This window comes from Rathayibacter iranicus NCPPB 2253 = VKM Ac-1602 (genome assembly GCF_003149025.1).
In the GTDB taxonomy this organism is placed as follows: domain Bacteria; phylum Actinomycetota; class Actinomycetes; order Actinomycetales; family Microbacteriaceae; genus Rathayibacter; species Rathayibacter iranicus.
In genome coordinates this window covers 119,858-141,969 of the sequence record NZ_QGDV01000001.1, presented here as the reverse complement: position 1 = coordinate 141,969, position 22,112 = coordinate 119,858, and the positions used below count along the sequence as shown (strand labels likewise).

Here is a 22,112-nt window from a genome sequence, read left to right as displayed (position 1 = left end):
ACCCAGGGAAATGCGCGTTCCGACGTCTACCGCGCGGACCCACCTCCTGTCCGACACCCAGATCGCGCCCGACCTCTTGCTGGCAGCGGTCTAGACGAGCTCCCCTGACTGGGCGTAGACGTCGAATGGCTCGGCGAAGAAGTACACCATTATCTCTCCGATGACAACTCTTTCAGAGGCGGGAAGCCCGGGGAAAAGCCAGGCTGCAGCGAGAGCCCCACAGGATTTCGGCCATGAGAAGAACCTCGACGCTCCCGCCGAGTACGAGCATCATGGCGCCGGCAGTCCACGAGAGCAGAGTGCCACCGTAGGCCTGATCCCAGAAAAACGTCTCCAGGTTTCCTTCCGAGAAGTGCCGGGCGATCAGGTAAAAACGGTGTGATCCGAGTCAAGGTGATGGGCGGAGGGACACCCAGAACACCGGAAAAGCAGCGCACGAGGTGCGCGCAACCGTCTCGACCGGATTCGTCATGTCATCCTTCGGGGGAGGGCTGCGCAGAGTCGCGCTCACCACGGTAGAAGACCACATCGAACCCGACGAACTTCTAGTCGTGGGAAGCGGGCATCAAGCCGGACCGACCAGGAAGCCGATGATTCACGGACGAACCGGAAAACCCAGACGATCACTAGGAGAAACGAGAACGGCCCACCGAAGCGGGCCGTTCTGCTCTGTCTCAACCAGAGTGCGCCCGGAGGGATTCGAACCCCCAACCTTCTGATCCGTAGTCAGATGCTCTATCCGTTGAGCTACGGGCGCAGTGCATCGCGTCGCCCGGAGGCGCACGCAACGAGGTACGACTATACATGCCGCGGACCCCCTCCGCGAATCACGGAGGGCAGCGCTGAGCGCATACCCAGACGGTGAGGCGCCGCTCCTGACGCACTATCTCGCCACTCACGTGGACGTCTCGCGGCACTGAAGCGCCGGTAGCGTGGCACTCATGGAGGCTGCCGCGATTGAGCTCGTGCAGTTCGTCGTCTCACCGCTGCACCGCTTCGAGGGCCGCCCTTCCGACGGGCCGATTCCCTCCGAGGGTAACGAGCAGCCCGAGCAGATCCGGATCCGCGCTGGCCTCGGCATTGTCGGCGACCGTTACTTTGCGCAACGCGCCCACCGCACGGCGGCGATCACCTTCTTCGCCGTCGAGACCCTTGAGCGCATCGCCGCCGAACTTGGCACCGGACCCTTTGACCCCTCGGACGCCCGGCGCAACATCGTGGTCCGCGGCGCCGACATCGACGCCCTCACGGGACGCACGTTCGCTGTCGAACAGGGAGACGAGCGGATCGAGTTCCAGGGCGGCCGGCCGGCCAATCCCTGCGCGTGGATGGACGTCTCCCTCGCCCCCGGCGCCTTCCGCGCGATGCGACGACACGGTGGAGTGCGTACGACACCGCTGACCGGTGGCTCCCTCCACATCGGGCCGGCACGGCTGATCCTCCACAGATCGGAAGACATGCTGATCTGAGCCCGGCGGTGACCGCCTAGGCTCGCAGCGATCCATCCCCGACTGAAGGAGGCACTTGTGCTCCGTCCGAGCGACCTCCTCCCTACCCTCGCCTCAACTCTGCGCCGCGCACTCCGGGACGTCGTCGCGACGACACTCTCCCGACGTCGAGACCCCCGCCGCCGCTACCGCAGCACCGATGTCTCGGTCCAGCGTGTGCACGACGGCGATGTTTGGGCCCGGGTTAGCACCGTAGGGCGCGACGGCGAGCGGACCTTCGTCCTCGTCCCTGGCATCGGTGTCGCAGCCACCTACTTCGAGCGGCTGGCACCCGCACTCAACGAGTTCGGACCTGTGCACGCCCTCGATTTGCCGGGCTTTGGCGGAGTGCCGCACCCAGTCGACTCACGCCGGATGGACATCGGCGACTACGCCGACCTGGTCGGAGCGGTGATCGACAAGCTCGGGCTCGAGGATCCCGTGGTCCTCGGCCATTCGATGGGCACACAGGTCGTCGCCGAACTTGCGGCGCGACGGCCAGAGCTCAGCACCATCGTCTTACTCGGCCCAGTAATGAACCGGCACGAGCGCAGCATCCCGACCGCCGCCCTGCGCTTCGCGCAATCCAGCGTCAGGGAGCCGCTGCAAGTGGCCCTGCTCGCGGCCGGCGCCTACCTGCTCTGCGGTCCGCGCTGGTTCTCGCGTGTGCTGCCCGAGATGATGCAGTACCGGATCGAGGACACTGTGCCGCAGATCCGCGCCTCGACGCTCGTCATCCGCGGCGAATTCGACCGCCTCGTGCCGCGGGAGTGGGCCGAGGAGATCGCCGTGGCCATCCCGCACGCGCGTGCCTGGGAGATCCCGGGAGCCTCGCATTCGGTGATGCACGCTCACGCCGAGGAGGTGGCGCGACTCTGCGTCGAGCACGCCCGCGCTCCGCAGCCAGATCACGGGGAGGCGGTTCTGCGGCGTTACCCCGATTCCGAAGTCGACCACTCGGAGGAAGATGCGGCTATCGGAGATCCGCTTGGCGCTCTCCGCGGCCGCATCACCGAGCTCGCGGGCATCCTCGTCGATGACGACTCGCTCATCGCCGAGGGCAAGACGCAGCATGCGGAAGCGAGTGACCCGTCGGCACTGCACGACGAGGCACCCGACCACAGCGAGCTGGTCGACCGCGACGGACACGAGCACTGACCGGGCACACCACGCTCAGGGCTCCCTGCCCACAATCTCCTCGCGGATGCGGCGGAGATCTTCTGCCAGTGCACCCAGCAGGATCCAGTGCTGTGGATGCGGCGTCGCAATCACCAGTGGGGCCGTGAGGGCGGGCAGCTCGTCGGTGATCGCCTCCGGCTCCGGGAGGTCGACCGCGGACTGCACGAGCAGCCGGAGATCATGAGCGGCCCGGTGCAGTTGCACAGCGATGGCCGAGATCGTCGGCTCGCCGACCAAGTCCTCGTCATAGAGATCGTGCACGGTGCGGGTCATCCCGCGCACTCGGGTCACGATGCGTCCGAGCCGCGGCATGACCGAATCAAGGGCGAGCAGCCGATCGCGGTGCGCAGAGCGTCGAGGATTCAGTCGCAACGATTCCTCGCCTGTCGCGATGGCCTCCTCCGCCTTGTGCTGCATGGTTTGCAAGAGTCGTGCGGTGATCAGCAATTCGTCGAGGCGGCGAGCGGGCACCGGCTCCTGCAGCGCGTCGGCCAGGTCGTCGAGGCTTGCCGAGAGCTGCGCGGTCAGGTCGCCGACCGCCCGCTCGGCCGGAGCGAGCGCGACCGGGGGCACGATCAAAACGTTGACCACGACTCCGACAGCCGCGCCCACGAGCGTCTCGAGAATGCGGTCGAGCGCGTAGTTCGGAGTCACTGCGCCAACCGAAAGCACCAGCATCGCGCTGATCGGGATCTGTACAGCGGACGCCGGGGTGAGCCGCACCACCCAGCCCACGACGATCGCGGCAACGATCGCGACAAGCACGATGATGCTGTCGCCACCGAGCAGGGTGCCAATCACCGAACCGACGATGACGCCGATGATCACACCGACGGAGCGCTCGAGTGCCTTCGAGAACGACTGGTTGATGCTCGGCGCGACAACCAACAACGCCGCGATAGCCCCGAAGACCGGCAACGTCCCGGGGAAGATCAGCGCTGCGAGCATCCAGGTGACGGCAGTGGCCACCGCCGTCTTCACCAGCTGCAGGACCGGTGGCCTAGTCGGCACGGTAAAGCTGGAGGTCAGGCTCATGGGTCCACGGTAGTGAGCGCCACCGACATCATCGACGTTCGACGGCATCAACGATCGCGAGCACCGCGCGCAGAGAATGGAAAGCCTCCTCCCGCACTGAATCAGGCACGCCCGCAGAACTCGGGAAAGCGTGATCCACCAGCGCACTCCCCGCTTCCGTCCGCGTGATGAGCGCACCGTGCGCCATCTGCCGGGTTGGCCGAGCGCCCCACCAGACCACGCCGATCCGGAGCATTGACTCCCCTCGTGATCGCCGCACCGGAGTCGGAGTCGCACCGACGCTGATCGCCAACCGGGCGTCGCTAGACAACGACGGTCGGTGCCGTAATGCGGGCCGCTCTCCGAAGGGCGCAACGTCGATTAGTGCACGCCGCACCGGAACAGCTTCTAGACTTTCCGCATGGAGCGGACGACGACAGCGGTCATGGCCGAGATCGCTGCGGCGATCGATGAGTTCCGCGAGTTGGCTTGGGTGCAGGACGACCGCGCGAGGTCGAATGCCGCCATCTGGCTCGACCAGCTGTTCGCTGAGGTGACTACCCGCCGCGACCTTCGCCGTGCCGCCGCCGAGGCACTGCAGCTCTGGGGCGGCATGGGCTCCTTTTCCGACGTCTGCTGCACGCACGTGGACCATGCGGTCGAGCGCCTGCGTCGGGCACTTCGAGCAGCGCAGTCGTGGCTACTCCGCGAGGGCTGAGAGGCTCGACGAGACAGGCGCGGAGTGACGCGGCTCCGTAACCGTGAAGGCCCCTGCTTTGGTGGAAGCGTGGGTCGTACGCAGGATGAGCGGAGGTTCGACAGAGCCCCGCGGTCGTCATGGATGCACTGGTACCCAACCCGAGCACCGGGACTCACGTCTGCATCGAACTCCTGACGAGGCAGAGCACATCACGAGGCAGAGCACATCTCGTTCGCCAATGTCGTTCACGAAGACTGCGGATCGCTCCCCGAGCGAAAGAGAACTCCCGACTAGCGCGACCGGTGCTCACCAAGGAGAAACTCAATATCTTCGGACCTGGCCAACGACGACCGGTGAACCATCGCAGCGGCACTCAATCACCCTCGCAATGCGACAGATGTCGGCGTGGAATACCACCCAAGCGCTCAAGAGCTGAGGCCCCCTACTTCCGCGTCATTCCGGGAAAGTAGAGGGCCTCACAGTGGCGGTACCGGTGGGATTTGAACCCACGGTGGACGCAAGCCCACACATGTTTTCGAGACATGCTCCTTCGGCCGCTCGGACACGGTACCGAGGACGAGTGTAGGCGACGGCCGGAATCCACGCCAATCGGACCGTCCACGCCGATCAGCGGTGATCAGGCCGAAAGGAGGAACGTAAGCACGCGCTCCCACTCCGATAGTGCGAGCAGATGGCCTCGATCTGGGACGAAATCGAGGCGCGAGTCGGGCAAGCGCCCGGCGTACCACTCGGCGTGACGGCGGCCGACGACCGCGTCCTCCGCGCCGTAGAGCAGCAGCGTCGGCGACACCACATCCTCGACCGCGAAGCCCCACTCCTGCACGCCGTATCCGATGAGGTCAGCCGCCACCCCGAGCGTGCCCTGAGCGACTGCGCGCTCGAGCATGCGGTCGAGGCGCTTGCGGACGCCGGGGGCTTCGAGAACCGAGGTGTCCGCCTCGGCGGCGCCGAGCATCCCAAGTAGCGCGTCGGGGCCAGGGGCAATGCCGATGGCCGCATCAAGGGAGGCGCTGAGCGAACGGACGGCCTCGGCGAGCGGGAGAGCGGCGAGGGCCTCGAACACTGCGCGGTTCTCATCACCAACCCAGGGGACCGCGTCGTCGGGCGCGGGCGTCGCGATCACGGCGACGCGCTGGACCAGCCCGGGGTAGTTGGCGGAAAGAGCCAAAGCGACACGCCCGCCTGCCGACCAGCCTGCCGCACAGACGGAGGCGATACCTGCGGCCGCGAGGTACTCGGCGATGTCGGCGGCGGCCTGCTCGGGGCTTGCACCGGCACCCGCGCCGGCCACGTCGAGGTCGGTCAGGAGCCCGGAGGCGCCGTAGCCCGGACGGTCGAAGGAGAGCAGGCGAACTCCGTGGCCTGCGGTCGCGACGGGGTCGGGATCGAAATCGGACGACCCGGGCGCCGGGTGCGCCAGCACGAGAACCCGCTCCGCGCCGTCGGGGCCCGACCAGGTGACTCCGAGCGGGCGGCCTGACTTGAGAACGTGCACTGTCGAGGGCATGCCCTCAGTCTCGCGCAGACCTCCGACGCTGGCTGGGCAGCGCTGGAGCGAGAGCGTCCTCCACAGCGCGTTTTCTGCCGGTGTGTCCCCAGGAGTGGCGTGGCCCGGCTCCCGCGTCGGTGGTCGAAGGTAGTGTCGAATACACGTTCGATAAAGCGGCGTCCGACGCAGCCGTAGCCGACGCAACGACGGCCGTCGACGCGACGCCCGACGAAACGACATTGTCGGGGGTCCCCCGTAGCGTCGCGCTCGTCTGCTTCCCCGCCCCGAAAGGACCTCATGGCCTCCTCGAAGACACGCACCGCCGCATACCGCTGCTCAGAATGTGGCTGGACGACCGCGAAGTGGGTCGGCCGCTGCGGCGAGTGCCAGCAGTGGGGCTCCGTAGTCGAGAGCACTGAGCGCACCAGCCTCGTGCGCGCGGTGACGGCCGTCGCTCCCGCCGCCGGTCGGGTCGCTCGGCCGATCACGCAGATCGAGACGACGTCAGCCGCCCACCGTCCCACCGGCGTAGGCGAACTCGACCGGGTTCTTGGAGGAGGCATCGTCGCCGGCGCGGTCGTCCTGCTCTCCGGAGAGCCGGGGGTGGGCAAGTCGACACTCCTGCTCGAGGTGGCGAGCCGGGCTGCGGCCAAGGGCCAGCGGGTTCTCTACGTCAGTGCGGAGGAGTCGGCCGCGCAGGTGCGGATGCGGGCCGAGCGCACGGGTGCCATGCACGAAAGCCTCTTCCTTGCGGCCGAGACCGACCTCGGCACCGTTCTCGGCCATATCGACGATGTCCGACCGGACCTCCTCATCGTCGACTCGGTGCAGACCGTCGCGAGCAGCACCATTGACGGCCTCCCGGGCGGCCCGAGCCAGGTGCGCGAAGTGGCGGCGACTCTCATCAGGGTCTGCAAAGAGCGGGCGCTCCCCCTCGTGCTCGTGGGACACGTGACGAAGGACGGTTCGATCGCCGGCCCACGCCTGCTCGAGCACTTGGTCGACGTTGTCTGTCATTTCGAGGGCGACCGTCAGACTGCCCTTCGTTTCGTACGCTCGCTCAAGAACCGCTTCGGCCCAACGGACGAGGTCGGTTGCTTCGAGATGACCGCCGAGGGCATCGCCGAAATTCCCGACCCGAGCGGCCTCTTCCTCAGCCGAACCCGTTTCCCGACGCCCGGGATCTGCGTCACTGTCGCGATGGAGGGGCGTCGCGCGCTGCCCGTTGAGATCCAGGCACTGGTGATCGCGAACGACGGCGAACATCCTCGTCGAGTGACGAACGGCGTCGATCCCTCCCGCGTAGCAATGATCCTGGCGGTCCTCGAACGGCAGGCGGGCCTCCCGCTACGCCGCTGCGACGTGTATGTCTCAACGGTGGGCGGGGTCAAGCTGATGGAGCCGGCGGCCGACCTCGCCATCGCGGTCGCCATCGCCTCCGCTCACGCCTATACACCGCTGCGCCCGGGGATCGCGGCCTTCGGCGAGATCAGCCTCTCCGGCGACATCCGCCCAGCCTCGGGCGCGAAGCAGCGCGCCGGCGAGGCGACACGGCTCGGCCACCCCTCCCACCTCGACTCGAGCGCCTTCACGCTCTCGAGTGCCATCACCCACGCGCTCGTTCCCGTGCCCGAGCGCATCCGGGCCGAAAGCGTCCGACCTGAGCGCGTCCCCGCAGGGTGATCGGCAACCCGCCCCGCCTATGCTCCACCACCACCACCACCGCTCACCAAAATCGACGACGGATCGAAGACCCGCACTGCGTCGTCCGGCTTCCGGTCGCCCCCCGTCTCCTCGATCCTCACCAGCCCGCGGACAGCGGCGCCGAGGAGGGCTACGGCGGACGCTTTCGCCGGCGTCCCGAGCAGGGCCGCGGAGAGCCTGCGCCGGCGAGTCATATTCGGCCACAACGGTCGGCCGGCCCGAGCAAAACCCTGCCGAGGCGCCCCGACATGCCTCTGTATGCCGCGCACGTTCCCCGCGAGGAACGTCCCCCGGAGCGGACTACTGAAGCAGGAATTGGGTCGGCGAGGCCGAGGGAATCCCCGCGACCGACACCGACAGATTGTAGGCGGCACCTCCCGCCCCGACCGCTTCGCGCCCGCCCGAGCACGTCTCCGCGGAGGAGCGAGTGCGGTCCCAGGTCAGCGCGCTGCCCGTCACCGAGCGGCCGGCCTGGAGCAGCATCGGGAGGTCGGTGGCGCCGGTCTGGCAGTCGGTCGAGGTCCAGATCTGCTCCGACCCGCTGGTGATGGTAAAGACCTGCTTGCTCGTGCCAGCGTCGATCAGGCAGTCGGCGCTGGACGTGTTGGTCAACGAGAGTGAAAGCTGCGGTTCTGCACCGGGCGCGTAACTCGATGCGTCAGTGACGGCCGTCACGGCGACGGAGTCGGCCGTGCACGCGGGGGCCGCACCGGGCGTCGCTTCGGGGGAGGTCGAGGGGTACAGCGTGGGCAGCGAGGTCGTCGGAGTGGGGCTCGGCTGCGCATCGGGGGCGCCTGCCCAGGGCTGCAGCGAGAGGACGATCGCGAGGCCGGCGACGATCACGACCAGCGCGAGCAGGACCGCGGCCCGGCGTCGCCGGTAGACCCGAGAGGGTAAGCGGCGGGGCGGCGGAGTCACCGGGACAGGCTACGACGAATGAGCTGTCAGAGCGTCTTGAGCATGCGGGTATTGCCGAGAGTGTTCGGCTTGACCCGGGCGAGGTCGAGGAACTCGGCGACGCCCTCGTCGGGCGAGCGCAGCAGCTCGGCGTACACCTCAGGATCGACAACCTTTTCGCCGATCGGCTCGAAGCCGTGCCGAGCGAAAAAGTCGACCTCGAAGGTGAGGCAAAACAGCCGCGTGAGGCCGAGTTCACGGGCGTCATTCTCGAGGCGCTCCAGGATGTGATGGCCGACGCCCCTGCCAAGCCAGTCCTTCGCGACCGCGAGTGTGCGCACCTCCGCGATGTCGTCCCACATCACGTGCAGCGCGCCGCAGCCGATGGCGGTGCCGTCACCGTCCTCCGCGATCCGGAACTCCTGAACGGCGCCGTAGAGCACGACGCGGTCCTTGCCGAGGAGGACGCGCTCGTTCACAAGCGGCTCACTCAGCTGCTGGATGAACGGGACATCGCTCGTGCGCGCCCGGCGCACTGGGTACTTCCAATCAGCCACCCGTCCAGCCTAGGGCCGCAAGGCGCCGGCCCCACCGCGAGGCGCCGCCCCGACTGGTGTCTCGCCGCACAGTCGGTTGTCTCGCCGCACAGTCGGTGCCTCCACCACAACTGACCGGGAAACGACGACGTGCCCGCCCCGCTGAGGAGGGACGGGCACGAATCGGTCGGAACCGCTACGCCATCAGGTCGGGCGTCGCCGGGCCGGCGGTGGCCGCTCCGGAAGACGCACCGGCACTGATCGAGATCAGCCGCGGCGTTGTGGTGAACACGAAGCCGTTGTCCACAAAGTCCACATGAACGTGGTCGCCTGCGCCGAGTTCCCCGTGCAGGATCCGCTCGGACAGCTGGTCCTCGATCTCGCGCTGGATCGCGCGACGAAGAGGGCGAGCGCCGAGAGCCGGGTCGAACCCGACCTCGATCAGCCGCTCCTTGGCCGACTGCGTCAACTCGACAGTCATGTCACGGTCGAGCAAACGATCGCTCAGGCGCTTAATGAACAGGTCGACAATCTGCAGCAGCTCGGGCTTCGACAGCTGCGGGAAGACGATGACATCGTCCACGCGGTTGAGGAATTCAGGCTTGAAGTGCTTCTTCAGCTCCTCGTTGACCTTGCCGCGCATGCGGTCGTAGCCGGTCGCAGTGTCGCCCTCGATCTGGAACCCGACGGGACCGCCGGCGATGTCACGAGCACCGAGGTTGGTGGTCATGATGATGACGGTGTTCTTGAAGTCGACGACACGGCCCTGGCCGTCGGTCAGTCGACCTTCCTCCAGGATCTGCAAGAGCGAATTGAAGATGTCCGGGTGCGCCTTCTCGATCTCATCAAAAAGGACCACGCTGAACGGCTTGCGCCGCACCTTCTCGGTGAGCTGGCCACCCTCCTCGAAGCCGACGAACCCGGGAGGGGCGCCGAACAGCCGCGAGACCGTGTGCTTCTCCCCGTACTCCGACATATCAAGCGAGATCATCGCGTTTTCGTCGTCGAAGAGGAACTCGGCGAGAGCCTTGGCGAGCTCGGTCTTTCCGACACCAGTCGGGCCAGCGAAGATGAACGACCCGGAGGGGCGTTTGGGGTCCTTAAGGCCGGCACGAGTGCGGCGGATGGTCCGCGAGAGGGCCGCGATAGCCTCCTCCTGACCGATAACCCGCTGGTGCAGAGCCTTCTCCATGAAGACGAGCCGCGAAGACTCCTCTTCGGTCAGTTTGAAGACCGGGATGCCCGTCGCCTGGGCGAGGACTTCGGCGATCAGACCTTCATCGACCACCCCGGTGGCCTTGACATCGCCGGACTTCCACTGCTTTTCGAGGCGCAGGCGCTCACCGAGCAGCTGCTTCTCCTCATCGCGGAGTGAAGCGGCCTTCTCGAAGTCCTGATCTTCGATTGCGGCCTCCTTGGCCGCGCGGACGACGGCGATGCGATCGTCGAAGTCGCGTAGCTCCGGCGGCGCCGAAAGGATCGAGAGACGCAGGCGTGCGCCAGCCTCATCGATCAGGTCGATCGCCTTGTCCGGCAGGAAACGGTCGCTGATATAACGGTCGGCCAGGTTGGCCGCCGAGACGATCGCGCCGTCGGTGATGGACACCTTGTGGTGCGCCTCGTAGCGGTCGCGCAGTCCCTTAAGGATGTTGATCGTGTGGGGCAGCGACGGCTCCGCGACCTGGATCGGCTGGAAGCGGCGCTCAAGAGCGGCGTCCTTTTCGAAGTGCTTGCGGTACTCATCGAGCGTGGTCGCGCCAATGGTCTGCAGCTCGCCGCGGGCAAGCAGCGGCTTGAGGATCGACGCGGCGTCGATCGCACCTTCTGCGGCCCCTGCGCCGACGAGGGTGTGGATCTCGTCGATGAAGGTGATGATGTCGCCGCGGGTGCGGATCTCCTTCGTGACCTTCTTCAGGCGCTCCTCGAAATCTCCGCGATAGCGGGAGCCGGCGATGAGCGAGCCGAGGTCAAGCGTGTAGAGCTGCTTATCCTTGAGCGTCTCGGGCACGTCTCCGCGCACGATCGCCTGTGCGAGTCCTTCGACAACGGCGGTCTTGCCGACGCCGGGCTCACCGATCAGGACAGGGTTGTTCTTGGAGCGGCGGGAGAGGATCTGCATGACCCGCTCGATCTCCTTCTCGCGCCCGATGACCGGGTCGAGCTTGTTGTCGCGCGCCGCCTGTGTGAGGTTGCGTCCGAACTGGTCGAGGATCTGCGAACCTCCCTGAGGCTGCTGCTGCTCACCGCCCACGGCGACCTGCTCCTTGCCCTGGTAGCCGGAGAGCAGCTGGATGACCTGCTGACGCACGCGGTTCAGGTCGGCGCCGAGCTTGACCAGCACCTGGGCCGCGACACCCTCGCCCTCGCGGATGAGGCCGAGCAGGATGTGCTCGGTCCCGATGTAGTTGTGACCGAGCTGCAGCGCTTCGCGCAGGGACAGCTCGAGGACCTTCTTCGCTCGAGGCGTGAAGGGGATGTGGCCGGTCGGCTGCTGCTGCCCCTGGCCGATGATGTCCTGCACCTGCTCGCGCACTGCGTCGAGCGAAATGCCGAGGGATTCGAGCGCCTTGGCGGCAACTCCCTCGCCCTCATGGATCAGCCCGAGCAGGATGTGCTCCGTGCCGATGTAGTTGTGATTGAGCATCTTGGCCTCTTCCTGGGCCAGGACGACGACGCGCCGCGCGCGATCGGTGAATCTCTCGAACATGCTGTCACTCCCTACAGAACCCGCAGGGGTGGGCTCCGATACGTCGACTGTAGCCAGCGTTGAGCCCGCTGCGGAGGCCTGTTCGCCCTGGGCGTGAGGGCGGCTGAGGAGAAGGAGTGGGATGCGGTATCCCCCGACAGGGGTAGGCAGGGCGCGCCAGAGTTCGGGCCGTCACGAACCGACCAGTGATCGGCACGCGATCGCGCGGAAAGGCCATGGTCGGCCGCGATCGGACCTCCTCGACGTGGGGCAGGTCGAGGACGAGCCGTCGGCTCCGAGACTGCGGGATCTCGAGACCTGGCGCTACGCCCGGTCAGGATCCGACGTTGTGCGCCAGCTTTGCCGTAACTGGATCGACTCCGTCAAGGTGGCCGCGCTTCGTGATGGATTCCTCCGGCCGGGTCCTCGCGCTCGCGACCCTCAATGGCGCAAGCGGAGACGGCGTCAGCTCCCGCAGCAACTCCCGCTGAATCGGCGCCGGTCGTCCATACCACATTGACGCCCGATCTGCGGGAGGCATGCGATGGACGCGATCTTCTCGACGAAGGAGGACTCGCAGAAAACGTCACGGACGCATGGCGAAGAAAATCTGCGCCAAAATATCCGAGCACCACTCGCCGTGAGGGGGCCTCGACACTTCCGAAAGAAGCACCACATGACAGCACGCTCCCATCCGTTCGTCACCGCAGCTCTCGCCGCAGCGACCCTCGGCCTCGTCCTTGCCACAGCGGCCCCTGCCTCGGCCGCCCCCACCTCCGAGACGACAAGTGGCGAGGAGGCCCTCGGCTACAACGGTGGCGGCATCACCGTCGATGCCGGCCCGGCCTACGCGGGCTACGACGTCTTCGTCCAATCACAGTTGCCCAGCTCGCTCTCCGGCAAGGGCGGAAGGCTCACGCTGGAGAAGGCGTCGCTCGATGCAGAGGGCTCGGCCCGGATCGTCAACTTCGCCGGCCCCGTCAACCTGTACTTCTTTAGCCCGAGCGCAGTCGTTCCGGACTTCGAATTGCCGCCCCAGCCAGAGGCGACCGCGGCAATCTACCGCGGCGAAGAAGTCACGTACGACGTCGATCCGATCGCTGGTACCGCTGTCATCCAGGGCGCCGTGCCCACGGTCGTCGCGCCCGCGGAGAGCAGCTACGAGCCCTACATCATTCCGTTCACCACTGCGACCGTCGCACCCTCGAGCTACGCGCTGGGCCAGCCCTTCGATCTCACGTTCTCGAACGTCTCCTGGGAAGGGGACAACGACCTGGACGGGCTGTCGACCAGTGTCGTCATCTACTCCGACCGGACGACGCTCGGCACTCCGACGATCGCCAACGCCGCCGTCACCCAGACCATCGGCGCCGAGTGGACGACTGATCCGCACAGGGTCGCCCTGATGGACTCCTACGGGCGCATCTTGACCAGCGCGACGCTCGACGGCGGTGCTGCCGCGAAGGCGACCCCGACCGACACACCGACCGAAACTCCCGTCGCCACGGTTTCCGCCACAGACACCGGCTCGAAACCGACCGCAGCCTCGCCGCACCTCGCCGAGACCGGAGTCGAGGCAGGCGGATTTGCCCTCGCCGCCTCCGCTCTCCTCCTCGCCGGAGCGGGCGGGCTCATCGTGGCGCATCGTCGCCGCGCGAGCGCCTGAGATCTCGGAACATGAGTGACGGGACGGGCGGGTCGGGGAGCAGATCTCCTCGCCCGCCCGTCCCCATATCTGATCCGGTGAGCACGAGAAAGGTCCTCGCCGCAGTCGCCGGATCGCTGCTCATCCCGGGGCTCGGACACCGCCTCCTCGGTGCGCGTCGAGCCGCTGCTGTGCGTCTGGGAGTCGCCGCGACCGCGAGCGTCGGGATACTCGTCCTGTGTGGGATGATCGCGTCCGATCCGTCCCTCCTCGTGCGACTCGCCACCGATCCGATGGCTGTCGCCGTCGCAGGCACGCTCGGTGCGGGTCTCGGTCTCTTTTGGCTCTCGGGCCCTGTCACTGCGGCGTTCCTCGTGCGTCCGCGACGGCGGGCTCGAGCGGCGCTCGCCCTTGTCACCGTGGTCGCGGCGGCTCTGCCCCTGGGCGCGACGACGTGGTGGGTAACCGCCGCCGTCGCGCAGCACGATCTGCTCACCTCGGTCTTCGCCTCCGGCCGCGGCATCACGCCCGTCGATGGGCGCTACAACATTCTGGTGATGGGGCTCGACGCCGATCCGAACCGCGACCAGGTGCTCTTGCCCGACTCGCTGACCCTCGTCAGCGTCGATGCCGTCACCGGTCGGAGCGTCCTCTTCGGCATCCCGCGGACGGCGTCGAACTATCTCTATCCCGAGGGCTCCGCTCTGGCCCGCGCACTGCCGGAGGGCACCCGGTGTATGGCCGGTTGCGGAGTGAACCATCTCTATCAGTACGGAGCGACTCATCCTGAGCTGTACCCGGGCGACCCGGATCCCGGCGCCGCCGCCATGCGCGATGCAGTAGAGGGGTACGCAGGTCTGCCTATCTCGGCCACGGTCTCGATCCGGATGACCGGATTCATCGACCTCGTCGATGCGCTGGGCGGGGTCTCGGTCGTGAACACCAGGCCGGTGCTCCAGGCGGGAGTGCCCGACGACGGTAGCGGACGGCCGGTCGAGTATGGGCCGCCGATCCCTACCGGTCTGCAGCACCTCGACGGCTCCCAGGCGCTGTGGTACGCCCGCTCCCGAGTGAACACATCCGACGCCGACCGCTCCGAACGCCAGGCTTGTCTCCAAGCCGCCCTCTTTCGCCAGGTCGATCCGCTGACCATCCTCACCCGCTTCACCGCCCTCGCGCGCTCCGGATCCGAGAACGTCGCGACGAGCCTCCCGACCAGCGCCCTTCCCGCTCTGGCCCGGCTCGCGAACTCGGCACGCACCCATCCCTTCGTCCGCGTCGAGCTCGGCGAACCGTTGACGCTGCCGGAGCGGCCGGACACGGAACTCATACACCGAACGGTTCTTGCGGCGATCGGCGGAGGAGATGACTCCGAAGCGACACGGATCAGCGTGCCCGAGCCGGACGCCGGGGTGAACGGACCGGCCGTCTCGACGCCGTCGGCCCAGGGCGCCACAGAGCCGGCCTGCAGCGTCCCCTAAGCGGGAGCAACGAGCGCGAGAGTCCAAAAGTTGTCGCACTCGAGCTCGAGTGCGACAACTTTTGGACAGTGGGTGCGGGGTACGTCAGGACGGGTCGGGCGCCTTGCCCGCCGCAGCGGCGGCAGCACGGTCGGTCGCGTCGGCGGTCTCGCGGAAGGCGCGGCGCGGGTCCTGCAGCGCGCTCATCGGCGAGAGGTCGCGCGGAGCGACCGCGTCGGCGAGCCAACCCGTGATGATCCGCCACTTCCGGTCGAGGGTTGGCATCGCGACGCCGTGATAGGCGCGATGCGCGAGCCAGGCCGGGAAGCCCCGCAACCGAACGCCCTTAATCAGGCCTGCGCCCTTGCCGATCCCATACTCGGCGACCGTGCCGACGGAGGCGTGGCGGTACTCCTCCATGGTGCCGCCGGTGAGGTCGGCGATGATGTTGCGCGCGAGGAGCTTGGCCTGCCGAACGGCATTTTGGGCATTCGGCGGGTAATAGGCGGGCTGCTTGTCGGCCGTGAGATCCGGCACCTGAGCCCCGTCGCCGGCAGCCCAGGCTCCGCCGACAGGCTCGCCATCCTCGCGGACGACGCGCAGGCGCGCATCCGCCATCACGTGCCCCCTCGGCCCGCGCGGCGCGTCGGTCGCGTCCAGGATCGGGTTCGGCTTGACGCCCGCGGTCCAGACGATGGTCGCCGCGGGAATGCGCTCGCCGGAGGAGAGTTCGACGACACCGCCCTCGCACGAGGGCATCGTCGTCTTCAGATGAATGTGCACGCCGCGCGAGCGGAGGTGGTTGAGCGTCCACTCCGAAAGCTCGGGGCCAACCTCCGGAGCAACGCGATCGAGCGCTTCGACGAGGTGCCACGTGACGTCGCCCATCGAAAGCGAGGGCTGAGCGGCGAGAGTGCGACGGCTGAGGTCGAGCAATTCGCTCAACGCCTCGACTCCGGTGTAGCCGCCACCGATGAAGACGAAGGTGAGCAGGCGGCGGCGCTCCACTGGGTCGGTCGTGAGCGCCGCCTTCGCGATGTTCTCGATGACGCGGTCGCGCAGGTGCGCCGCCTCCTCTACAGTCTTGAAGCCGATGCCATGCTCGGAAAGACCGGGCGTAGGAAAGGTGCGGGTCACGGCGCCAAGAGCAAAGACAACCTGATCGAATTCGAGCGTGCGCGTCGAGCCGTCTATCGCCGCGACGGACGCGCTGCGCTCGGCCAGACTTACCCCGGTGATCGCACCACGGATGACGCGGGTGCGCTTGAGCGCCGAGACGAGCGGGACCGTGACATGCCGGGGCTGCACGTGGCCACCCGCGACCTCCGGAAGCAGCGGCTGGTAGGTCATGTAGGGGTTCGGCTCGACCACGGTGACGTCGATCGGCGCCTCCCCCCGCCGCTTCTCAAGTCCCCAGGCTGTGTAGAGGCCGACGTAGCCACCGCCGAGGATGAGGATGCGCGTCGTGCCGGATGCCGTCATGTCCGTTCCCTTCTCGAACCCGGCGCCGATCAGACGGAACCGGGTGGTGCTGAGGACGGTCCGACGGTACGCGCGGGCGCCGAGCACGACCAGGGCCTTGCGCGACGCGCGCCGGAGCCACAGGCTACGGCGTTCGCCTACCCCGCGGACACCGCCTCGCGCCCGCCGAGCTGCCGCCTGCGCCGATACTCCGTCGGGGAGAGCCCCGTCTCGGCGGCGATGGCTCGACGGAGCCGGTCGGGCGACGTAAAGCCAGTGCTGCTCGCGATATCGGCGAGGGGCACCTCGTCACTGGCGGCGGCGACCAAGCGCAGCGCATTCTTGGTGCGGATGGACACGATGAAGTCGCGCAGGGTGGTCTGCCGCTCCTGAGCCATAGCCCGCTGCAACGAGCGGAGGCTGACCTGGCAGCGGAAGGCGACCGTTGCAGGATCGAGGTGCGGGTCAGCGTAGTCGGCCAAGATCACCTGCACGGCCGCCTCGACCATGTCGTGCACGCCCAGGCTGACGCTGTCCTCCTCCCGGACCGCGCTGAGCAGTCGCCCGAGGCGCAGCACGGTTCCCTGGAGGTACTCGGACTGCACAGGGTGCTCGACATCGAGGTCGGCTAGGAACGCTCGGAGCACGGTCCGGGCGGTGGTAGTGACCGGGGAGGGAGGAAGTCGGTTCGCGCCGTCGAGTCGGTGCATCCGATCGCCCTCGACCGCGTCGATGCAGAGAGTGAGGAAGCGGGCGGGCCGCGACGTCTGGATCATGATCCGCTCCTCCGCCGAGAGCGCCAACCCGCCGTCGGTCACCGTCGTGAATCCCGCCTCCGTCTCGAGCCCAAGAGTCCCCTCCATTGGCAGCAGAAAGGCGGAGGAGGCGGTGCTCAAGCCCGCGTCCGGCCAGCGCACAGCGAATGCCGTGCTGACGACGTGCAGAACACGCACCCGGTCGACCGCACCGACAAGAAGGTCCATCCGAAAATCGAGTGGCTTCTCGACTCGGATGTCGACCGTGCGACGAACAGCGGCGAGACCATCCATTCCGCGAAGGCGGACGGAGCGGAGCCCGGGACTCATCGGGACGGATACCGGGTTAAGGAGGGTCGTTCGAGGGACCACCGTGAGGACTCCATTTCATGACGCGGAGCAATTAGGCACCGAGCCCCGAGTCTAGGGTAACTGAGTTATACTCGCACTCCCCCTGATGGGGGATCTGGCACGGTCGTCACTGCAGCGCTGAGGTGAGTCGCGCGAGATTGTCGAGCAGTGTCGAGCGGAGGGGCTGCTGGTGCCACTCCCGCAGAGTCAGTTCCCGTGAGTGCTCGCGATACTCCTGCTGCACCTGACGCAGGTCTTCGACGAATTCAGAACCGCGCACCATGAGCGAGACCTCGAGGTTCAATGTGAACGATCGCATGTCCATGTTGCTGGAGCCGATGACAGCAACATCGTCGTCAATGGTGAAGTGCTTGGCGTGCAGGATGGTCGGCGTGCGGTACATCCAAATTTGCACGCCCGCGGTGAGCAGCGTCTCGTAGTAGGAGCGCTGAGCGTGGTAGACGACTGCCTGGTCCCCGATCTCGGAGACGAAGAGTTCCACGTGCACGCCGCGCCTCGTCGCCGTCGTGATCGCGTAGAGCATCGCCTCGTCCGGGACGAAGTACGGGCTCGTGATAATGATCGACTTCTGCGCCGAATAGAGCAGGGTGAGGAACAGCCGCAGGTTGTTCTCGCCCTCGAAGCCCGGCCCGCTCGGGACGACCTGGCAGTCGATGGTGTCGCGCTGCTGCAACGCCTCCATCGGCTCCGACTCGCGCAGCATCAGCTCATCGGTCTCGCTATACCAGTCGGTGATGAAGATCGCGTTGATGCCCTGCACCACCGGACCTTCGAGACGCACCATCAAGTCGTGCCAGTGCAGACCCCGGCGGATGTTGCCGCGCTTGTTGTAGCTCGAGTCGACGACGTTCTGCGAGCCCATGAAGGCCACCGTGCCATCGACGATCAGTAGCTTGCGGTGATTGCGCAGATCCGGACGCTGATACTGCCCCCGCCAGGGGCGCACAGGCAGCATGTACGACCAGCTTGCCCCGGCCTCCTCGAGTGCGCGGAGGCGGCGGTACGTCCCGCTGAAGTAGCCCGGGACACGGATGGACGCGATGTGGTCGAGCAGGATCCGCACCCGCACTCCCCGTGCGACCGCACGGTCGAGGGCGTCGAAGAAAGGCGCCGTTGTCGAGTCGGCGGCAAGAATGTAGAACTCGCAGTGCACGTAGCGTCTAGCGCGGTCGATCTCGCGGGCCATCGCCTCGATTGTCTGCTCGTAATTGCCCTGGAGGCGCGCGTCGTTTCCACCGACGAGCGGCATCGCGCCGAGGTTGCGGTTGAGGGTGACGACTGATTCGAGCCACTGCGGCCACGGATGCTCCTGGGCTACTCGGTCGATCCCCTCGGTCGAATCCAGGATGAAACGGTTGATCTCCTGCTGCTTCCGGCGGCGCTTGCGCGGGAGGCGGTTGCTCCCGATGAAGAGGAAGAGCAGGATGCCGACGTAGGGGATCAGGAAGATTGCCATCAGCCAGGCGAGGCCCGTCGTTGGTCGACGGTTGCGTGGAACGACGATGACGGCGATCACCCGCACGACGAGTTCGACGACGATCGCGGCGATCGGGAGGATCACCGTTGAGTCCGGTGCGGGCACCGCGCCTCCTCGTTCGTCGTGCAGAGCTGGTCACCGAACGCGCCGACGGGCCGCGGGCCGGCGGTGGTCAGGAGGCGTCGCGAGGCGGCAGGCCGCGGCGGACGCGCTCGCGGGCCTCGATGCGGTCGTACGCACGGCGTTCATTGCGGTCCGAGCGGATCAGCGCTCGCATCACGAACCAGAAGATGAGTCCGACGGTGATCGTCGGAACGAGGGCCCACAGCCCCTGGTTCCACAGCTCCCAATCCATGCTGGTGATCCTACCCGTGGCCTGCCGGAGCGCGCCCTGAAGGGGGGAGCCCGTTCGCTCAGCGGCCGGAATGACTCCCCTTTCTACGTGCTCTTGACCGATTTGTTCAGGGCCGCCGCATCGGAGTTCAGCCCCTCGAGTTCGGACCGGAGGCCGTCGTACACAGCGATGTCCGTGTCAATGGCGGCGCGGGTGGCATCGATCGCTTGCCCTCGCGCGAGCAGGTCCGCACGCTCGGCCTCGAACTCCGCCGACGACGAGAAGGCACCACTGTCGGCCCGGGCGTTGAAACTGTCGATTTCGGAGTTGAGCGCGTCGTACTCGGCGTTGTTCGCATCGACCCGGGCGGTGAGGTCCGTGTACATCGACTCCATGCGGGAGACCAGATCATCGATCCGCTTCTCTAGATCAGAGAACACGGCCTCGTAGCGCGCGTTTAACTCGACGACGACGGAACGGTCGGTAAAGAACGTGGCGTAATGCGCCTCCAGGGCCGGTGGGAGATCGGCGACCTCGGTGCCCAGGATCGAGTGCAGCTCGTTGACCCGCTCACCGAGCCCGCCGGTGCGGTACAGCTCGAGCCGCTTCGCCACCGCACCGTCCTGCGGGAGCGCCGCGTACACCGCCTCGAGTTGGGCACCGAGCTCGGCCTGCTCGTCGCGAGGGAGGCGAGCCCACGCGGCGTGCAACATCTCGTGCGCTGCCGTGACGTCACGCACGCCGTCGAGGTCGGGATTCGAGACGTCCGAAATGAAGATGTCAGTGCCGGTGTAACACCCGAGGACGATCTCGTCTGAGGCGCCGTAGCCGCAGCGAGCGTTGAAGCCGGCAGTCGGCTCGACAGACGGGTGCGATGCGTAATAGAGGGCGCGGCCTCGCTGCGACATGGCGGTGCGCTCGGCGAAACCCGCGACCGTGGCGTCCGGAGTGAACGCCTCCGCCGCCCGACGGTCGGCGAGCGCGGTGCGGACGGGCCCGGAGGAGGTGACCACCGAGGTGGCGACGACAGCGCCGACGCCGAACTGGGCGATCGTCAGCACGACGGCCGCTGCTGTCGCGACGATGCCGGATGCCCTGGGCATGTCTTCCCCCGTCCGGCCGGGAGGCCGCTGGTGTGGTTGCGGTGTTGTGTCTGTGCCGTGATGTCTGCGGAGTCGCCTCCGCCGACTGCGACCCTACTTGACCAGCCGAGAACAGATCATCTCGCGCATGCCAAGTCCGGTGAAGGCGCGCCACGCGCTCGGCCAGGAGCTGCGACCGTTGACGTTGATTCGCGCCGGTTCAAGCGCAACGGGTGATCGTGATAGCCGCACGAGATCTCTCTACGAGCCCTGATGACTCTCTTCGTCGCGCGGCCTTTCTTGCCTCTGCTTAGCGCGAGTGATCAAAGTGAGCGCGGTGACGAATGGGGGAATAACCAAGCACAGCCACCCCCCGATCGGCGCGCCGAGAAAGAAGAACAGTACCGCCAGTGCGCCCTGGATGAGCAGGAACCAGCGGATCGTCCTCCATGAGGTGAAATCCATAGTCTCCATGCATGCACACCCCGTCAACAGAAGGTGGCGGGGCACACTGCCATTCCACTCAATGCCCCACCGACGCCGCTCGCGGCGACCTTAACCGACGAAGTGCTCACTGGGAATTTGGCGGCCATAGCAGGAACCGCCTGCGTAACCGACGCCCTCATGGCTCGCACTCCCGCACACGTCACTTTTTCCACACACGCTTCTTCACCATCGGCCGCTTCCAGTCTCTCGTCTCTTGACTCACCTATCTGGGCACAGATTTTGTTTACCACTGCGCATTGTCGGCCCCACCGAGGACCAAACACTGACACCCTCGTGTGAGCGTTCTCACCCTCACGTGTTCGAGGTCACCCGCACTGCCGACGCGAGGGCCGCCGATTATGTCATAAGTGGAACATGCTCGCGGCAGGTCAGACGGAGTAGTCGACAGGAGCCCGCTAGAAGGTGCCGAACCGGTCACTATCGCTAGTCGAGCCGTCGCGCGAAGTGATGAGAGGTGATGTCCATTCGCTCACGGAGGTAGAAGCGGTGTGCGTCATAGCGTTGAACCCCGGAGTCGAGTTCGATCGCCATGCAGCCCAGTTCTCGACCTCGCTCCGCCAGGGCGGCCAGGAGGGTCGCGCCGTGGCCGCGCGAACGTTCGGCGGCAGCAGTGGAGAGGTCGTCGATGTAGAGCTTCCGGATCGCGCTCGTGGTGACCACGACCCGCCAGCCGGCGACAGCCACACAACGGTCACTCTGGAACAGCGCGGTGAAGTGTAAGCCTTGGGGAGCACCTTCCCGCAGTACCAGATCGAGCAGTTCGTCGGTGAGATGCGGGCGCAGTTCACGGAGGACGGGGAGGGCGACAGCCCACCGCGGATCGCCGGATTCCAGGTCGATGAGCACGGCGAGGAGCCTAACGCGCGCCGCTCCACAGGGGGACCCCCAATCGACTTGGCTGGAGGAGATGACGTCGACCTGTGGATCACGGCACCTACCATGTCCCCGATTGCATGGCACGACCGCGCTTTCGACATAAATTGACTAATATCTAACGCGAAATTTACACTGAGCGATTGGGGTTGGTTCCGACGAGCCTCACTAACATAGTTTCGTCGGTTGACCCCACGGTAATAACGGCAAATACCTCATAACTTCTTCCGTCTGCTCTCAATACAGCCCAGGTCAGCACCTCGTTGATACTGAGAGCATCATCGAGAAGATAAGCATCAAGATTCCAGCCGAATTCCTCCGACTGTCGAGACCAAAAATTTACTCGATAGTGGGGTGAATTAATTCTTTCCATTTCTTCGGAGTGTTCCGTCTGACGCTCGATCATCACACTACTATTACATCTACAGACGAC

19 protein-coding genes and 2 tRNA genes are annotated in these 22,112 nt (G+C 66.6%); 7 read left to right on the top strand and 14 right to left on the bottom strand.

Annotated features, from left to right (window positions below; all coding sequences use genetic code 11):
- Window positions 1–160: 160 nt before the first annotated feature.
- Window positions 161–382, top strand: coding sequence for a hypothetical protein (locus B0H03_RS16075; protein ID WP_127844071.1), 222 nt, complete (start codon window positions 161–163; stop codon window positions 380–382).
- A 302-nt stretch (window positions 383–684) separates the two neighbouring features.
- Here B0H03_RS16075 and B0H03_RS00710 read toward each other — a convergent pair.
- Window positions 685–757, bottom strand: a tRNA-Arg gene (locus B0H03_RS00710).
- Window positions 758–941: 184 nt separating this feature from the next.
- Between B0H03_RS00710 and B0H03_RS00705 the strand changes: the two genes are divergently transcribed.
- On the top strand, window positions 942–1,469 hold the full coding sequence (locus B0H03_RS00705) for an MOSC domain-containing protein (RefSeq protein ID WP_104266212.1): 528 nt from the start codon (window positions 942–944) through the stop codon (window positions 1,467–1,469).
- A gap of 57 nt (window positions 1,470–1,526) precedes the next feature.
- The gene (locus B0H03_RS00700) at window positions 1,527–2,645 is read left to right on the top strand and encodes an alpha/beta fold hydrolase (RefSeq protein ID WP_241560471.1); all 1,119 of its coding nucleotides are present in this window, start codon (window positions 1,527–1,529) and stop codon (window positions 2,643–2,645) included.
- Between the two features lie 15 nt (window positions 2,646–2,660).
- Here the strand turns inward: B0H03_RS00700 and B0H03_RS00695 are convergent, their stop codons facing one another.
- Window positions 2,661–3,701, bottom strand: a complete 1,041-nt coding sequence (locus B0H03_RS00695) for an FUSC family protein (RefSeq protein ID WP_104266253.1) — start codon at window positions 3,699–3,701, stop codon at window positions 2,661–2,663.
- 400 nt (window positions 3,702–4,101) lie between these two features.
- On the opposite strand from B0H03_RS00695, the gene B0H03_RS00685 reads away from it, so the two are divergent.
- The gene (locus B0H03_RS00685; RefSeq protein WP_104266210.1) at window positions 4,102–4,398 is read left to right on the top strand and encodes a DUF6966 domain-containing protein; all 297 of its coding nucleotides are present in this window, start codon (window positions 4,102–4,104) and stop codon (window positions 4,396–4,398) included.
- A 464-nt stretch (window positions 4,399–4,862) separates the two neighbouring features.
- Here B0H03_RS00685 and B0H03_RS00680 read toward each other — a convergent pair.
- A tRNA-Ser gene (locus tag B0H03_RS00680) sits at window positions 4,863–4,952 on the bottom strand.
- A 65-nt stretch (window positions 4,953–5,017) separates the two neighbouring features.
- Window positions 5,018–5,908 (bottom strand): alpha/beta fold hydrolase, encoded by an 891-nt coding sequence (locus tag B0H03_RS00675; RefSeq protein ID WP_160487190.1) that lies wholly within the window; start codon window positions 5,906–5,908, stop codon window positions 5,018–5,020.
- A gap of 279 nt (window positions 5,909–6,187) precedes the next feature.
- Between B0H03_RS00675 and radA the strand changes: the two genes are divergently transcribed.
- Window positions 6,188–7,573, top strand: a complete 1,386-nt coding sequence (gene radA, locus B0H03_RS00670) for a DNA repair protein RadA (RefSeq protein ID WP_104266208.1) — start codon at window positions 6,188–6,190, stop codon at window positions 7,571–7,573.
- Window positions 7,574–7,894: 321 nt separating this feature from the next.
- Here radA and B0H03_RS00660 read toward each other — a convergent pair whose 3' ends face one another.
- From B0H03_RS00660 to B0H03_RS00650, 3 genes are all read right to left on the bottom strand, one after another.
- Window positions 7,895–8,512: a hypothetical protein gene (locus tag B0H03_RS00660; protein WP_104266206.1), complete on the bottom strand. Its 618-nt coding sequence runs from the start codon at window positions 8,510–8,512 to the stop codon at window positions 7,895–7,897.
- A 26-nt stretch (window positions 8,513–8,538) separates the two neighbouring features.
- The gene (locus B0H03_RS00655; RefSeq protein WP_104266205.1) at window positions 8,539–9,048 is read right to left on the bottom strand and encodes an amino-acid N-acetyltransferase; all 510 of its coding nucleotides are present in this window, start codon (window positions 9,046–9,048) and stop codon (window positions 8,539–8,541) included.
- A gap of 175 nt (window positions 9,049–9,223) precedes the next feature.
- Complete coding sequence (locus tag B0H03_RS00650; protein WP_104266204.1) at window positions 9,224–11,734, bottom strand: ATP-dependent Clp protease ATP-binding subunit; 2,511 nt, start codon at window positions 11,732–11,734, stop codon at window positions 9,224–9,226.
- Window positions 11,735–12,389: 655 nt separating this feature from the next.
- Here B0H03_RS00650 and B0H03_RS00645 point away from each other — a divergent pair.
- Window positions 12,390–13,379 (top strand): LPXTG cell wall anchor domain-containing protein, encoded by a 990-nt coding sequence (locus B0H03_RS00645; RefSeq protein ID WP_104266203.1) that lies wholly within the window; start codon window positions 12,390–12,392, stop codon window positions 13,377–13,379.
- A gap of 77 nt (window positions 13,380–13,456) precedes the next feature.
- The gene (locus B0H03_RS00640) at window positions 13,457–14,839 is read left to right on the top strand and encodes an LCP family protein (protein ID WP_160487189.1); all 1,383 of its coding nucleotides are present in this window, start codon (window positions 13,457–13,459) and stop codon (window positions 14,837–14,839) included.
- Window positions 14,840–14,923: 84 nt separating this feature from the next.
- Here B0H03_RS00640 and B0H03_RS00635 read toward each other — a convergent pair whose 3' ends face one another.
- The 7 genes from B0H03_RS00635 to B0H03_RS00600 form a co-directional block, all read right to left on the bottom strand.
- Complete coding sequence (locus B0H03_RS00635) at window positions 14,924–16,387, bottom strand: NAD(P)/FAD-dependent oxidoreductase (protein WP_241560470.1); 1,464 nt, start codon at window positions 16,385–16,387, stop codon at window positions 14,924–14,926.
- 50 nt (window positions 16,388–16,437) lie between these two features.
- A complete protein-coding gene (locus B0H03_RS00630; RefSeq protein ID WP_127844070.1) occupies window positions 16,438–17,406 on the bottom strand; it encodes a helix-turn-helix domain-containing protein in 969 nt (322 codons plus the stop codon).
- A gap of 106 nt (window positions 17,407–17,512) precedes the next feature.
- Entirely contained in the window at window positions 17,513–18,988 is a 1,476-nt protein-coding gene (gene cls / locus B0H03_RS00625; protein ID WP_104266200.1) for a cardiolipin synthase, read from the bottom strand.
- 67 nt (window positions 18,989–19,055) lie between these two features.
- Window positions 19,056–19,238, bottom strand: coding sequence for a hypothetical protein (locus B0H03_RS00620; RefSeq protein ID WP_104266199.1), 183 nt, complete (start codon window positions 19,236–19,238; stop codon window positions 19,056–19,058).
- Between the two features lie 83 nt (window positions 19,239–19,321).
- Window positions 19,322–20,320, bottom strand: coding sequence for a hypothetical protein (locus B0H03_RS00615; RefSeq protein WP_104266198.1), 999 nt, complete (start codon window positions 20,318–20,320; stop codon window positions 19,322–19,324).
- Window positions 20,321–21,229: 909 nt separating this feature from the next.
- Window positions 21,230–21,652, bottom strand: a complete 423-nt coding sequence (locus tag B0H03_RS00605) for a GNAT family N-acetyltransferase (protein ID WP_104266196.1) — start codon at window positions 21,650–21,652, stop codon at window positions 21,230–21,232.
- Between the two features lie 157 nt (window positions 21,653–21,809).
- Window positions 21,810–22,085 carry a hypothetical protein gene (locus tag B0H03_RS00600; RefSeq protein WP_104266195.1) on the bottom strand — a complete coding sequence of 92 codons (276 nt, stop codon included), beginning with the start codon at window positions 22,083–22,085 and terminating at the stop codon, window positions 21,810–21,812.
- Window positions 22,086–22,112: the final 27 nt, after the last annotated feature.

What these genes read in the sequence shown, in the direction of transcription:
- B0H03_RS00615 (WP_104266198.1), bottom strand. Translation starts at nt 20,320, where the DNA reads ATGCCCAGGGCATCCGGCATCGTCGCGACAGCAGCGGCCGTCGTGCTG.
- B0H03_RS00695 (WP_104266253.1), bottom strand. Translation starts at nt 3,701, where the DNA reads ATGAGCCTGACCTCCAGCTTTACCGTGCCGACTAGGCCACCGGTCCTG.
- B0H03_RS00705 (WP_104266212.1), top strand. Translation starts at nt 942, where the DNA reads ATGGAGGCTGCCGCGATTGAGCTCGTGCAGTTCGTCGTCTCACCGCTG.
- B0H03_RS16075 (WP_127844071.1), top strand. Translation starts at nt 161, where the DNA reads ATGACAACTCTTTCAGAGGCGGGAAGCCCGGGGAAAAGCCAGGCTGCA.
- B0H03_RS00645 (WP_104266203.1), top strand. Translation starts at nt 12,390, where the DNA reads ATGACAGCACGCTCCCATCCGTTCGTCACCGCAGCTCTCGCCGCAGCG.
- B0H03_RS00650 (WP_104266204.1), bottom strand. Translation starts at nt 11,734, where the DNA reads ATGTTCGAGAGATTCACCGATCGCGCGCGGCGCGTCGTCGTCCTGGCC.
- radA (WP_104266208.1), top strand. Translation starts at nt 6,188, where the DNA reads ATGGCCTCCTCGAAGACACGCACCGCCGCATACCGCTGCTCAGAATGT.
- B0H03_RS00620 (WP_104266199.1), bottom strand. Translation starts at nt 19,238, where the DNA reads ATGGATTGGGAGCTGTGGAACCAGGGGCTGTGGGCCCTCGTTCCGACG.
- B0H03_RS00675 (WP_160487190.1), bottom strand. Translation starts at nt 5,908, where the DNA reads ATGCCCTCGACAGTGCACGTTCTCAAGTCAGGCCGCCCGCTCGGAGTC.
- B0H03_RS00600 (WP_104266195.1), bottom strand. Translation starts at nt 22,085, where the DNA reads ATGATCGAGCGTCAGACGGAACACTCCGAAGAAATGGAAAGAATTAAT.
- B0H03_RS00685 (WP_104266210.1), top strand. Translation starts at nt 4,102, where the DNA reads ATGGAGCGGACGACGACAGCGGTCATGGCCGAGATCGCTGCGGCGATC.